The sequence below is a fragment of the Streptomyces tibetensis genome (assembly GCF_040647715.1).
GTDB lineage: Bacteria > Actinomycetota > Actinomycetes > Streptomycetales > Streptomycetaceae > Streptomyces > Streptomyces tibetensis_A.
This window is the reverse complement of record NZ_JBEZCR010000001.1, coordinates 518,850-532,948: the sequence shown is the minus strand read 5'-3', so window position 1 is coordinate 532,948 and position 14,099 is coordinate 518,850. Positions and strand designations below refer to the sequence as shown.

Below are 14,099 nucleotides of genomic sequence, written 5' to 3'. Positions count from 1 at the left end.
CGTTACGAAGCAAACGCGTTTCGGTACGGGCCGGTGACACCTCTAAACTGACCCCCGTGACCGAGAACGCTCAGCAGCAGCCACCAGCGCCCAGCACCGACCTGCCGACCCAGTACGCGCCGGCCGACGTAGAGGGGCCGCTGTACGAGCGCTGGGTAGAGCGGGGTTACTTCGAGGCGGACGAGAAGAGCGAGAAGCCGCCGTACACCATCGTCATCCCGCCGCCGAACGTCACGGGCAGCCTGCACCTCGGGCACGCCTTCGAGCACACGCTCATCGACGCCCTGACCCGCCGCAAGCGCATGCAGGGTTACGAGACGCTGTGGCAGCCCGGCATGGACCACGCCGGCATCGCCACGCAGAACGTCGTCGAGCGGGAGCTCGCCAAGGAGGGCAAGTCCCGCCACGACCTGGGCCGTGAGACCTTCGTCGAGCGCGTCTGGCAGTGGAAGGGCGAGTCCGGCGGGCAGATCAGCGGCCAGATGCGGCGGTTGGGCGACGGTGTCGCCTGGTCGCGCGAGCGCTTCACGATGGACGAGGGCCTGTCCCAGGCCGTCCAGACCATCTTCAAGCGCCTCTACGACGACGAACTCATCTACCGCGCCGAGCGCATCATCAACTGGTGCCCCCGCTGTCTGACGGCCATCTCGGACATCGAGGTCGAGTACCAGGACGACGACGGCGAGCTCGTCTCCATGAAGTACGGCGACGGGGACGACACCATCGTCGTCGCCACCACCCGCGCCGAGACGATGCTCGGTGACACGGCCGTCGCCGTCCACCCCGAGGACGAGCGCTACAAGCACCTGGTCGGCAAGCAGGTCAAGCTGCCGCTGACCGACCGCTCCATCCCGGTCGTCGCGGACGAGCACGTCGACCCCGAGTTCGGCACCGGTGCCGTCAAGGTCACCCCGGCGCACGACCCGAACGACTTCGAGATCGGCCAGCGCCACGACCTCCCGGCCCTGACGATCATGGACGAGCACGCCGTGATCACCGCCCACGGTCCCTTCCAGGGCCTGGACCGGCTGGAGGCCCGCTCGGCGATCGTCGCAGCACTGCGCGCCGAGGGCCGGATCGTCGCGGAGAAGCGGCCGTACGTCCACTCCGTCGGCCACTGCTCGCGCTGCAAGACCACCATCGAGCCGCGCCTGTCGATGCAGTGGTGGGTCAAGGTCGGCCCGCTCGCCAAGGCGGCCGGTGACGCCGTCCGCGACGGCAAGGTCAAGATCCACCCGCAGGAGATGGAGAAGCGCTACTTCGACTGGGTCGACAACCTCCACGACTGGTGCATCTCGCGGCAGTTGTGGTGGGGTCACCGCATCCCGGTCTGGTATGGCCCGAACGGCGAGGTCGTCTGCGTCGGCCCCGACGAGGAGGCGCCCGGGACCGAGGCCGAGGGCTGGCGTCAGGACACCGACGTCCTCGACACCTGGTTCTCCTCCGGCCTGTGGCCGTTCTCCACGCTCGGCTGGCCCGAACAGACCGCGTCGCTCGCGAAGTTCTACCCGAACTCGGTCCTCGTCACCGGCTACGACATCCTCTTCTTCTGGGTCGCCCGGATGATGTTGTTCGGCCTGTACGCGATGGACGGCACCCCGCCGTTCCACACCATCGCCCTGCACGGCATGGTCCGCGACCAGTTCGGCAAGAAGATGTCGAAGTCCTTCGGCAACGCGGTCAACCCGCTGGACTGGATGGACAAGTACGGCAGCGACGCCCTGCGCTTCACCCTCGCCCGTGGCGCCAACCCGGGCGTCGACGTCCCGATCGGCGAGGACTGGGTCCAGGGCTCCCGCAACTTCGCCAACAAGATCTGGAACGCCACCCGCTTCGCGATGATGAACGGTGCGACGATCGAGGGTCCGCTGCCGGACGCCTCGAAGCTGTCGTCGACCGACCGCTGGATCCTCTCCCGCCTCAACTCGGTCGTCGCCGAGGTCGACGCGTTCTACGAGGACTACCAGTTCGCGAAGCTGTCGGACGCCCTGTTCCACTTCGCGTGGGACGAGGTCTTCGACTGGTACGTCGAGCTGTCCAAGACGACGTTCCAGGCGGGCGGCGAGGCGGCCGAGGTCTCCAAGCGGGTCCTCGGTGAGGTCCTCGACGTCACGCTGAAGCTGCTGCACCCGGTGGTCCCGTTCGTCACCGAAACCCTGTGGACCACGCTCACCGGCGGCGAGTCCGTCGTCATCGCCGAGTGGCCGACGGACAGCGGCTTCCGGGACGCCGACGCCGAGCGCGAGATCGAGTCCCTCCAGTCGGTCATCACCGAGGTCCGCCGCTTCCGCGCCGACCAGGGCCTCCAGCCCGGCCAGCGGGTCCCGGCCCGCCTCACCCTGGACGGCACCCGGTTCGCGCCGCACGAGGCCGCCATCCGCCAGCTGCTCCGCCTCCAGCCGGAGGGCGAGTCCTTCACCGCCACGGCGACCCTCCCGGTCGCCGGTGCCGAGGTCGCCCTCGACCTCTCCGGCACGATCGACGTGGCGGCGGAGCGCAAGCGCCTGGCCAAGGACCTCGCCGCGGCCGAGAAGGAGAAGGCCCAGGCCAACGCCAAGCTCGGCAACGAGGCGTTCCTGGCGAAGGCCCCCGACCACGTCGTCGACAAGATCCGCACCCGCCTGACCAAGGCCGAGGACGACATCACCCGCATCCAGTCCCAGCTGGGGCGCCTGCCGCAGGCGTAGGGACACGCATGAGGTGAGGCCCCCGGAGCCGTCAGGCCCGGGGGTCTCGTCCATACCCGAGGGACACGCCCCCAGGGGCGCGGGAACTGCACGACGAGCCCCCACCGGCCCGCAGCCGCTCACGGTCACAAGCCACCGCAAACAATGTCAGTCGGTCTCCGTAGACTGGGCCCCGTGAGCGAGCTCCCTCCAGACCACAACGCCGACGACCAGCCCGACCCCCTCGACAGCTTCGACGAGATCATCGCGGAGGAAACCACCCGCGACCCCGACCTCGCCGTCATCGAAGCCGGCAGCCGAACCCTGCGCACCCAGGGCGGCCCGCCCGACGCCGACATCCCGACGCGCCCCGCCGACCCCGAGGTCGACAGGGCCCTGCGCGAGGTCGAGACCGAGCTCGCCACCCGGTGGGGCGAGACCAAGCTGGAGCCCTCCGTCAGCCGTATCGCCGCGCTGATGGACGTCCTGGGGGAGCCGCAGCGGTCGTACCCGTCGATCCACATCACGGGGACCAACGGCAAGACCTCCACGGCCCGCATGATCGAGGCCCTGCTCGGCGCCTTCGAGCTGCGCACCGGCCGCTACACCTCTCCGCACGTGCAGTCGATCACCGAGCGCATCAGCCTCGACGGCGCCCCCATCGCGCCCGAGCGCTTCATCGAGACGTACCAGGACATCAAGCCGTACGTGGAGATGGTCGACGCCGCGCAGGAGTACCGGCTGTCGTTCTTCGAGGTGCTCACCGGCATGGCGTACGCGGCGTTCGCCGACGCTCCCGCCGATGTGGCCGTCGTCGAGGTCGGCATGGGCGGCTCCTGGGACGCCACGAACGTGATCGACGGGGACGTCGCCGTGGTCACGCCCATAGACCTCGACCACACCGACCGGCTCGGCACCACGCACGCCGAGATCGCCACGGAGAAGGCCGGCATCATCAAGCAGGGTGCGACGGTCATCATGGCGCAGCAGCCGGTCGACGCGGCGCAGGTGCTGCTGAAGAAGGCCGTCGAGGTCGACGCGACCGTGGCCCGGGAGGGGCTGGAGTTCGGCGTCGTCGATCGGCAGGTCGCCGTCGGCGGGCAGCTGGTGACGCTGCGCGGGCTCGGCGGCGAGTACCCCGAGGTGTACCTGCCGCTGCACGGCGCACACCAGGCGCACAACGCGGCCGTCGCGCTCGCCGCCGTCGAGGCGTTCTTCGGTGTCGGCGCGCAGCGGGCCGACGCGCTGGACCTGGACACCGTCCGCAAGGCCTTCGCCGCCGTGGCCTCGCCCGGCAGGCTGGAGGTCGTGCGCCGTTCGCCGACGGTCGTGCTGGACGCCGCCCACAACCCGGCGGGTGCCCGGGCGGCGGCCGCGGCGATCGGGGAGGCGTTCCAGTTCAGCCGCCTCATCGGGGTGGTCGGCGCGAGCGCCGACAAGAACGTGCGGGAGCTGCTGGAGGCCTTCGAGCCGGTGTTCGCCGAGGTCGTGGTCACGCAGAACTCCAGCCACCGTGCCATGGACGCCGACGAGCTCGCCGGTATCGCCGTGGAGGTGTTCGGCGAGGAGCGCGTCCAGGTGGAGCCGCGGCTGCCGGACGCCCTGGAGGCGGCCATCACGCTGGCCGAGGAGGAGGGCGAGTTCTCCGGCGGCGGTGTGCTCGTCACCGGTTCCGTCATCACCGTCGGCGAGGCCCGACTGCTCCTGGGGAGGGGCTGAGTCCCGTGCGCACACTCTGTTCTTCGACGCTGATCGGCGAGTTCTTCGTCATCGGGTTCGCCGGTCTGGTCGCCATGAAGGACCCGGACCTGTCCATGGCGACCGTGTGGACGGTCAGCGGCATCGCCATGTTCCTGTGCCTGGTGCTGTGCGGCCTGGTGACGCGCCCGGGCGGGGTCGCCCTCGGCTGGGCGCTGCAGATCGCGCTCATCGCGTCGGGGTTCATCGTGCCGACCATGTACTTCCTGGGCGCGATCTTCGCGGCCCTGTGGTGGGCGTCCGTCCACTACGGGCGGAAGGTGGACGAGGCGAAGGCGAGATTCGCGGACCGGGCGAGCTCGTCCACACCTGACGCTGCGTAAAAGGCGCGCCGACACGCCGGGTAATCTCGTCCCACCGCAAGACCTTCACCTTCTAAGGAGCCCGTCGTGAGCCAGCGCACCCTCGTCCTCCTCAAGCCCGACGCCGTCCGTCGTGGCCTGACCGGCGAGATCATCAGCCGCATCGAGCGCAAGGCGGGCTGGCAGATCACCGCGCTGGAGCTGCGCACCCTGGACCAGGACACGCTGGAGCAGCACTACGGCGAGCACAAGGGCAAGCCCTTCTACGAGCCGCTGGTTCAGTTCATGGCGTCCGGGCCCGTCGTGGCGCTGATCGTCGAGGGCGAGCGGGTCATCGAGGGGCTGCGCGCGCTCGCCGGCCCGACCGACCCGATCGCCGCCGCCCCCGGATCCATCCGCGGTGACTACGGCGTCATCGTCCGGGAGAACCTGATCCACGCCTCCGACTCCGAGGAGTCCGCCGAGCGCGAGGTGAAGATTTTCTTCCCCGGCCGGTCGTAGCGTCCGCACCTCACCAGCACATACGGCAGAGTCTGGGGGCGGGCCCCCGGACTTTGCGGCATATGCGTGGCGATCGAGGGAACGATGGGCCCCGAACGCCCGTCTCCAGAAGCGAATGCGGACGGCATCTGCTGACAATGGCGGAGACCCTCCCGCAGTGTTCGCGAAGGCGCGTCTACGATGGAAGCCTTCACGTCACAGCACCCACCTTTGCCTACCTGAAAAGCCCTCAAAAGCTCCTGGGAAGGCCAGACGAATCCTGATGGGGAACTCAATGTCGTTCATCGGCCGTGACATGGCTGTCGACCTCGGGACCGCCAACACGCTGGTGTACGTCAGGGGTCGCGGGATCGTACTCAACGAGCCGTCCGTCGTCGCGATCAACACCAACACCGGTGGCATCCTCGCGGTCGGTGCCGAAGCGAAGAAGATGATCGGGCGGACCCCCGGCAACATCGTTGCCGTGCGGCCGCTGAAGGACGGCGTGATCGCCGACTTCGAGATCACCGAGCGGATGCTGCGCTACTTCATCCTGAAGATCCACAAGCGGCGGTATCTGGCTCGTCCGCGGGTCGTCGTCTGTGTGCCCTCGGGCATCACGGGCGTCGAGCGCCGCGCCGTCATCGAGGCGTCGTCCCAGGCCGGCGCCCGTCAGGTGCACATCATTGAGGAGCCCATGGCCGCTGCCATCGGCTCCGGCCTGCCGGTCCACGAGGCCACGGGCAACATGGTGGTCGACATCGGCGGCGGCACCACGGAGGTCGCGGTCATCTCCCTCGGCGGCATCGTCACCGCCCAGTCCATCCGGGTCGCGGGCGACGAACTGGACAACGCGATCATCCAGCACATCAAGAAGGAGTACTCGCTCCTGCTGGGTGAGCGCACGGCCGAGCAGATCAAGATCACGATCGGTTCGGCGTACGACCTCGATTCCGACGAGCACACCGAAATCCGCGGCCGGGACCTCGTCTCCGGACTGCCCAAGACCGTGGTCATCTCCGCGGCCGAAGTCCGCAAGGCGATCGAGGAACCGGTCAACGCGATCGTCGACGCCGTCAAGACGACCCTCGACAAGTGTCCGCCGGAGCTGTCCGGCGACATCATGGACCGGGGAATCGTTCTGACCGGTGGCGGAGCGCTGCTGCGCGGTCTCGACGAGCGGCTGCGCCGGGAGACCGGCATGCCGATCCACATCGCCGAGGACCCGCTGGACAGTGTGGCGCTCGGATCCGGGAAGTGCGTCGAGGAGTTCGAGGCGCTCCAGCAGGTGCTGGACGCCCAGCCGCGCAGATGACATAACTCTTCGATTCCGCCGTACGGGACGATCTCCTCTCGTGCGGCGGATCGTTGATATTGATGCATAAGCTCCCACAAAGCAGCCCCTCGGGATTCCCTGGGGCTTCCCGAATTCCTATGAGGAAGGCACGGCCGCCGCACGTGAGGGACACACGAGAGAGCCGGCTGCTCCTGGTGCTGCTGATCGCCGTCGCGTTCGCGTTGATCACGGTGGACATCCGCGGTGGGGAGGACTCGCCCGTCGACGGCGCCCGGCAGGGCGCGGCGACGGTCTTCGGCCCGATCGAGAGCGGCGTCTCCGCCGCGGTCGACCCGGTCGGCAACGCGGTCTCCGCCATCCGCGACTCCGGTGACCGGCACGACCGGCTCGCCGCGCTGGAAGAGGAGAACGCGGCCCTGAAGGCCCGCCTCGGCAGCGACGACCGCAGCCGCAGCCGCCTCAAGCAGCTCGACAAGATGCTGAAGATCGCCGGTCAGGGCCAGTACGGCATCAAGGGCGCCCAGGTCATCGCCATCGGAGCCGCGCAGGGCTTCTCCTGGACCATCACCGTCGACGTGGGCGCCAAGGACGGCATCAAGCGCGACATGACCGTCCTGAACGGCGAGGGGCTCGTCGGCCGCGTCACCACCGTCGGCCCCAACACCGCGACGGTCCTGCTGGCCAGCGACCCCGACTTCACCGTCGGTACCCGCATGGAGTCCGGCGACGAGCTCGGCTTCGCCTCCGGGCAGGGCGACCGCCCGCTGCGCGTCGAACTCCTCAACGGCAAGGCCGAGGTGAAGAAGGGCGACCGCCTGGTCACCTTCGGCTCCCAGGCCGACCGGCCGTTCGTGCCCGGCGTGCCGGTCGGCGTGGTGTCCCGCGTGGACCCCTCCGGCGGCGGCCTGACCCGCACGCTGTACGTCACGCCGTACGTCGGTTTCACCAAGCTCGACATCGTCGGTGTCGTCGTCGAGGCCCCGAAGAAGGACCCGCGTGACACGGTGCTCCCGCCCAAGCCCAAGCCGACCCCCAGGCCGACGGTGACGGTGACCGTGACGCCGTCCCCCGAGGCACCCGTGGACGGCCAGAACCAGCAAGAGCAGTAGGAGCTGTCACCCCATGCGCGTCAACCGGATCCTGCTCTCCTCCGCCCTGGTCGTCGTCGCCCTGGTGATCCAGGTGAGCGTCCTCGCCCGCCTTCACCTGCCGGGCGCCGTGCCCGACCTGCTGCTGCTCACCGTGCTCGGCCTCGCGCTGGTGTACGGGCACGTGGGCGGCGCCCTCGTCGGCTTCGGGGCGGGTCTGCTCGCCGACCTGGCCCCGCCCGCCGACCACGCCGCCGGGCGCTACGCCCTGGTGCTGTGCGTCATCGGCTACCTCGCGGGCCTGGTGAAACCCGAGTCGGGGCGGCTGAAGTCCGCCACCGCCCCCATGGTCGTCGTGGTGGCCGCCGCGGTGGGCTCCACCCTGCTCTACGCCGGGGTGGGAGCCCTCGTCGGCGACACCGCGGCCCGCCACGTGGGCCTCGGCAGCCTGCTGTTCACGGCCGCCCTGTACGACCTGCTGCTCGCCCCGTTCGTCGTGCCGGGGATCATGGCGCTGGCCCGGCGCGCCGACAACGATCCGCTCGCCGAGTCCACCTCGGCCGCCGCCAAGGCCACGGACATCTCCTCCGGCTGGCTCTCCGGCGGCACCGGCCTGAGGATCGGCAGCCAGCGCAACGGGCTGCGCGTGAAGGCCGCCCGGGCACGGATGGCGCGCGCCGGGCGCATCAAGGGGGTCAAGCGGCTGTGACCGCAACGAAGTTCACCCGAACGGGGCGGTCCAGTAGGAACGCCGGCTCGTGGGCCGGTCGTTCATCACTCGTATCCGCACACCCGTGCCCGGACGCACCGTCGCATCCGCACACCCGTACGCACACCGAGAGGGGGAGGCAGCCGCAGTGACCAACATTCCCGAGACCGGCAGGAACTCACGGGTCCAGATCCGGCTCGTCGTCATCCAGGTCCTCGTCCTCTCCCTCCTGTTCACCCTCGGTGGACGCCTGTGGTACCTCCAGATCCGTGAGGGCGCCGCCTACGCCAAGGAGGCGTCGGGCAACCACGTCCAGCAGGTCGTCCAGCCGGCCGTCCGCGGCTCGATCCTGGACGCGCGCGGCGTGGCCATCGCGGACAACGAGACGCGGCTGGTGGTCTCCGCCTCCCGCACCGACCTGCTGAAGATGAAGGACGACGGCAAGGAAGTCCTCACCAAGCTGGCCGGGGTCCTGGGCATGACGCCCGAGGACGTCCGGATGAAGGTCCGGCTGTGCGACGCCAAGACGCCCCAGCCCTGCTGGAACGGCTCGCCCTACCAGCCCATCCCCATCACCGACGAGGCCACCCCCAAGCAGGCCCTGCAGATCCGTGAGCGCGCCGAGGACTTCCCCGGCATCACCGCCGAGCCGGAGGCCGTGCGCCGCTATCCGAGCCCCGGCAAGGCCAACACCGCCCAGGTCCTCGGCTACCTCTCGCCGGTCACCGACGAGGAGATCAAGAAGGCGCAGAACACCAACTCGCCCTACCTGCGCTCCGACCAGGTCGGCCGCTCGGGCCTGGAGCGCCAGTACGACAAGGCACTGCGCGGCAAGGCGGGCGTCACCCGCTACGAGGTCGACAACCTCGGCCGGGTCATCGGCCAGGCCGAGGCCGACCCGGCCCACCCCGGCGACAACCTCGTCACCAGCATCGACTCCCGGGTCCAGCGGATCGCCGAGTACCAGCTGAACGAGGCGATGAAGGAAGCCCGCAAGCAGAACGACCGCAACACGGGCACGAACTACAAGGCCGACTCCGGCGCGGTCGTGGTCATGGAGGCCAAGACCGGCCGCGTCGTCGCCATGGCCTCCAACCCCACCTACGATCCGAACGCCTGGGTGGGCGGCATCTCGGCCAAGGACTACGCGCGACTCACCGGCAAGAGCTCCAACTACCCGCTGCTCAACCGCGCCATCCAGGGCCAGTCGGCGCCCGGCTCGATCTTCAAGGTCGTCCCGACGGCCGCTGCGATCAACGCCGGCTACTCCTTCGACGGCCCCTACGAGTGCTCCAGCTCGTACTCCCTCGGCGGACAGGTCTTCAAGAACTTCGAGTCCAAGGGGTACGGCCCGATCAGCCTCGGCCGCGCCCTGGAGGTCTCCTGCGACACGGTCTTCTACCGGCTCTCCCACGAGGAGTGGAAGCGCGACGGCGGCACCAAGCCGAAGAAGAACGCCAACGACTGGTTCTACAAGACCGCCCACCAGTTCGGCCTCGGCAAGGAAACCGGCATCGACCTGCCCAACGAGGTCACCGGCCGCGTCCCCGACCGCCAGTGGAAGCTGAGCTACTGGAAGGCCAACAAGGACGCCTGGTGCCGCACGGGCAAGCGCAACGGCAGCTACGCCGAGAAGATCGCCTACGAGAACTGCCTCGAAGGCAACCGCATGCGCGCCGGTGACTCCGTCAACTACTCCATCGGCCAGGGCGACACCCTCGTCACACCCATCCAGATGGCCACCATCTACTCGGCCATCTCCAACGGCGGCACCCTCTACAACCCCTCCGTCGGCAAGGCCGTCATCAGCGCCGACGGCAAGACCGTCACGCCGATCAAGCCCAAGTCGCACGGCAGGCTGCCGATGACGCAGAAGACGCGCGACCGGATAGACGAAGCCCTCGCGGGAGTCGCCACCCGCGGTACGGCCGCCTGGAGGTTCGGCGGCTGGCCGCAGGACAAGATCCCGATGCACGCCAAGACGGGTACGGCGGAGGTCTACGGCAAGCAGACGACCTCCTGGTTCGCCACGTACACCAAGGACTACTCGATCGTCATGACGATCTCCCAGGGTGGTACCGGCTCCGGCGCCTCGGGCCCCGCCGTCCGCAACATCTACAACGCGCTGTACGGCGTCTCCGAGGACGGCGACATCGACACGAAGAAGGCGCTGCTGCCCACGCCGCAGAAGACCCTGCCGAAGATCAAGACGGACGGCACCATCGCCTCCCCGAAGGTCCCCAAGGACCCCGCCAAGGACGGCCAGGCGAAAACGAAGGACCCGAACGCCCCGGCGGACCCGCTCCAGCCGGTCACGTCGGCCCCGCCGTCCCCCGAGAACCGCAACACCCGAAGGCGGCGGCGCCGCCGGGGAAGCCGGAGGTTGTCAGCATGACCGGCGGTGTGAACAGCTTCCAGGTCTCCGGTTACGGGCCCGAGCGCTCCGGCTGGACGCGGCTGCTGGCCCGTGACTCGGTGGCACGGCGCCTCGACTGGCCGATCCTGCTGTCGGCGCTGGCCCTGTCGCTGCTCGGCACGCTCCTCGTCTACTCGGCGACCCGCAACCGCACCGAGCTGAACCAGGGCGACCCGTACTTCTTCCTCATCCGGCACCTGCTCAACACCGGCATCGGCCTGGCGCTGATGGCCGGGACCATTTGGCTCGGCCACCGCGGCCTGCGCACGGCCGTCCCGGTCCTGTACGGCTTCTCGCTGCTGCTGATCCTGCTGGTGCTGACCCCGCTCGGCTCCACGATCAACGGCGCCCACTCCTGGATCAAGCTGCCCGGCGGCTTCTCGCTCCAGCCCTCGGAGTTCGTGAAGGTCACGATCATCCTGGGCATGGCGATGCTGCTGGCGGCCCGGGTCGACGCCGGCGACAAGCAGTACCCCGACCACCGCACGGTCGTGCAGGCCCTCGGCCTGGCCACCGTGCCGATGCTGATCGTCATGCTGATGCCCGACCTCGGGTCGGTCATGGTGATGGTCATCATCGTGCTCGGCGTGCTGCTCGCCTCCGGGGCGTCGAACCGCTGGGTGTTCGGCCTGCTCGGCGCGGGCACCCTCGGCGCGGTCACCGTCTGGCAGATCGGGATCCTCGACGAGTACCAGATCAACCGCTTCGCCGCCTTCGCCAATCCCGAGCTCGACCCGGCCGGTGTCGGCTACAACACCAACCAGGCCCGCATCGCCATCGGTTCGGGCGGCCTGACCGGCTCCGGCCTCTTCCACGGCTCGCAGACCACCGGCCAGTTCGTGCCCGAACAGCAGACGGACTTCGTCTTCACCGTGGCGGGGGAGGAGCTGGGCTTCCTCGGCGGCGGCCTGATCATCCTGCTCCTCGGCATCGTCCTGTGGCGGGCCTGCCGCATCGCCCGGGAGACCTCGGACCTGTACGGCACGATCGTGGCCGCGGGCATCGTCGCCTGGTTCGCCTTCCAGACGTTCGAGAACGTCGGCATGACGCTCGGCATCATGCCCGTCACGGGCCTGCCGCTGCCGTTCGTGTCGTACGGCGGATCGTCGATGTTCGCCGTGTGGATAGCGGTGGGGTTGTTGCAGTCGATCCGGGTGCAGCGGCCACTGTCGGCCTAGCGTCCCAGGAGGGGGAGGAATGTCCGGGGAGTACGTGGCCCGGTGCCCGGTGACCGAGGAACTGGTGATCCAGCTCCTCGGGTTGGCGGAGCTGGATCTGACCGACGACGACGCCGTCGAGGCGCGGATGCGAGAGGCCGGCTGGTCCGACTGGTCGCAGGCGGTGCAGGGCCCGGCGTACGAGGACACACCCGACGTCCCCGACGCCACCCACGTCACCCCGCAGGGGCACTTCGTCACCTGTGACGGCGACGGCTCGCTCCACCTTCCCTTCGCCTACCTCTACTCGGTCGACGGCGGCCTTCTCGACGAGGACTGCTGGGGTCCGCTGCCCGGCTGGACCAGCGAGGAGGGCGCCTGGCGACCGGAGTTCGACGCCCACTTCGCCGCGGTCGTGCAGCGCTTCACCGACCGGCTGGGGCTGCCGAACCACGACATCCGGCAGCCCCGGTACGACACCCGGTACGTCAGCTGGCGCCTGGAGCACAACGTGCTGATCGTCGGACAGGGCCCGGAGCCGCTGTCGTACCACCAGTTCGAGGACGCCCATGTGTACCTCGTCTCCCGGACGGACAAGGACGCGCCCTTCCCGGACGGCGAGGAGCTGCGGGCCTTGCTGACGACCTGAGGGCGACGGCCTGCCCGGAGGGCGTCCAGCACTGCTGTCCTGGCCGGTCAGCCACTAGATTTGTCGCATGGCGGAGACGAAACGCGAGATCGAGCGCAAGTACGAATCCGACGAGGGCGGCCTTCCCGAGCTGACCGGCGTGGCCGGGGTCGCGGCCGTCGTGGACAAGGGCGTCGCCCACCTCGACGCCACCTACCACGACACCGCGGACGAACGCCTCGCCGCGTCGTCCGTCACCCTGCGCCGCCGCACCGGCGGTTCCGACGCCGGCTGGCACCTCAAGTTCCCGATCGCTGCGGACGTCCGCGACGAGATCCACGCCCCGCTCACCGACACCCTCCCCGAGGACCTCGCCGCGCTGGTCCGCTCCCGCGTGCGCGACAGCGAGCTGCTTCCCGTGGTCCGGCTCCGCTCCGACCGGGACGTACGGCACCTGCTCGACGCCGACGGCCGACTGCTCGCCGAGGTGAGCGTGGACACCGTGCACGCCGAGCGGCTCACCGGGCGCGGCGGCGAAGCGCGGTGGAGCGAGATCGAGGTGGAGCTCGCCGACGGGGGCGACCCGGCCCTGCTCGACAAAGTGGAGAAGCGGCTGCGCAAGGCGGGCGTACGGCCGTCGGCGTCGTCGTCGAAGCTGGCCCGAGCCCTGGAGGAGACGGCACCGGGGAAGCGGCGCAGGCCGGCGCCCACCCGGAAACCGGTGACCGCCGGAGACCATGTGCTCGCCTACCTGCGCGCCCAGCGCGACGCGATCGTCGAGCTCGATCCCGCCGTCCGCCGGGACGCCGAGGACTCCGTGCACAGCATGCGGGTGGCCACCCGACGGCTGCGCAGCACGTTCAAGTCGTTCGGCGAGATCCTCGACCGGGCCGTCACCGGCCCCGTCGCCGACGAGCTCAAGTGGCTCGCCGCCGAGCTGGGCCGGGACCGGGACCGCGAGGTGCTGACCGAGCGGCTGACGACGGCCGTGGACGACGTTTCCGAGGGCCTGGTCCGCGGCCCGGTGGCGCAGCGTCTGCACTCCTGGTCGAGCGCCGAGCACGGCAGCGCCCGCGGCCGCCTCCTCGGCGTCCTGGACTCCCACCGCTACCTGACCCTGCTCGACACCCTGGACGCACTGATCGCCGACCCGCCCCTGCTGAAGGCGGCCGGCAGGAAACCGCGCAAACCGATCGCCAAGGCCGTACGGAAGGACTTCCGCAAGGTCTCCGAGCTGATCGAGCGGGCGGCGGACCTGGAGCCCGGCACCGACCGGGACACCGTGCTGCACGATGCCCGCAAGAAGGCCAAGCGCACCCGCTACGCGGCGGAGGCGGCCGAACCCGTCCTCGGCAAGCCGGCCAAGGCCGTGGTCAAGTCCGTGAAGGCGCTGCAGAACCTGCTCGGCGAGCACCAGGACAGCGTGATGGCCCGGCAGGCCCTGCGGGAGCTGTCGGCGGTCGCCCACGCCGCCGGGGAGAGCGCCTTCACCTACGGCCTCCTCCATGAGCGCGAGGAGCAGCGGGCGCTGCGCGTGGAGGCGGAACTGCCCGGGTTCTGGGCCGGGATCAAGGACCGTGCGGCGGACCTCTGACGTC

11 protein-coding genes are annotated in these 14,099 nt (G+C 69.7%); all 11 read left to right on the top strand.

Annotated elements, in window-relative coordinates; translation table 11 throughout:
- The first annotated feature begins 56 nt into the window (after nt 1-56).
- The 11 genes from AB0B29_RS02385 (at nt 57) to AB0B29_RS02335 (ending at nt 14,095) form a co-directional block, all read left to right on the top strand.
- Nucleotides 57-2,687, top strand: a complete 2,631-nt coding sequence (locus tag AB0B29_RS02385) for a valine--tRNA ligase (protein ID WP_362232847.1) — start codon at nt 57-59, stop codon at nt 2,685-2,687.
- Between the two features lie 174 nt (nt 2,688-2,861).
- The gene (gene folC / locus AB0B29_RS02380; RefSeq protein ID WP_362232844.1) at nt 2,862-4,385 is read left to right on the top strand and encodes a bifunctional tetrahydrofolate synthase/dihydrofolate synthase; all 1,524 of its coding nucleotides are present in this window, start codon (nt 2,862-2,864) and stop codon (nt 4,383-4,385) included.
- 5 nt (nt 4,386-4,390) lie between these two features.
- The gene (locus AB0B29_RS02375; RefSeq protein WP_362232842.1) at nt 4,391-4,747 is read left to right on the top strand and encodes a DUF4233 domain-containing protein; all 357 of its coding nucleotides are present in this window, start codon (nt 4,391-4,393) and stop codon (nt 4,745-4,747) included.
- Between the two features lie 66 nt (nt 4,748-4,813).
- Nucleotides 4,814-5,227 (top strand): nucleoside-diphosphate kinase, encoded by a 414-nt coding sequence (gene ndk / locus AB0B29_RS02370; RefSeq protein ID WP_362232839.1) that lies wholly within the window; start codon nt 4,814-4,816, stop codon nt 5,225-5,227.
- Between the two features lie 274 nt (nt 5,228-5,501).
- Nucleotides 5,502-6,521: a rod shape-determining protein gene (locus tag AB0B29_RS02365; RefSeq protein WP_004001297.1), complete on the top strand. Its 1,020-nt coding sequence runs from the start codon at nt 5,502-5,504 to the stop codon at nt 6,519-6,521.
- 143 nt (nt 6,522-6,664) lie between these two features.
- Nucleotides 6,665-7,612, top strand: coding sequence for a rod shape-determining protein MreC (gene mreC, locus AB0B29_RS02360; protein WP_362232836.1), 948 nt, complete (start codon nt 6,665-6,667; stop codon nt 7,610-7,612).
- 13 nt (nt 7,613-7,625) lie between these two features.
- Nucleotides 7,626-8,300, top strand: a complete 675-nt coding sequence (gene mreD, locus AB0B29_RS02355) for a rod shape-determining protein MreD (protein ID WP_362232834.1) — start codon at nt 7,626-7,628, stop codon at nt 8,298-8,300.
- A gap of 148 nt (nt 8,301-8,448) precedes the next feature.
- Nucleotides 8,449-10,695, top strand: coding sequence for a penicillin-binding protein 2 (mrdA, locus tag AB0B29_RS02350; RefSeq protein ID WP_362232832.1), 2,247 nt, complete (start codon nt 8,449-8,451; stop codon nt 10,693-10,695).
- Nucleotides 10,692-11,894 carry a rod shape-determining protein RodA gene (gene rodA, locus AB0B29_RS02345; RefSeq protein WP_362232829.1) on the top strand — a complete coding sequence of 401 codons (1,203 nt, stop codon included), beginning with the start codon at nt 10,692-10,694 and terminating at the stop codon, nt 11,892-11,894. Before mrdA ends, rodA begins: the two co-directional genes overlap by 4 nt.
- 19 nt (nt 11,895-11,913) lie before the next feature.
- Nucleotides 11,914-12,522 carry a hypothetical protein gene (locus AB0B29_RS02340; protein ID WP_362232826.1) on the top strand — a complete coding sequence of 203 codons (609 nt, stop codon included), beginning with the start codon at nt 11,914-11,916 and terminating at the stop codon, nt 12,520-12,522.
- A gap of 67 nt (nt 12,523-12,589) precedes the next feature.
- Nucleotides 12,590-14,095 carry a CYTH and CHAD domain-containing protein gene (locus AB0B29_RS02335; RefSeq protein ID WP_362232823.1) on the top strand — a complete coding sequence of 502 codons (1,506 nt, stop codon included), beginning with the start codon at nt 12,590-12,592 and terminating at the stop codon, nt 14,093-14,095.
- Nucleotides 14,096-14,099 lie beyond the last annotated feature (4 nt).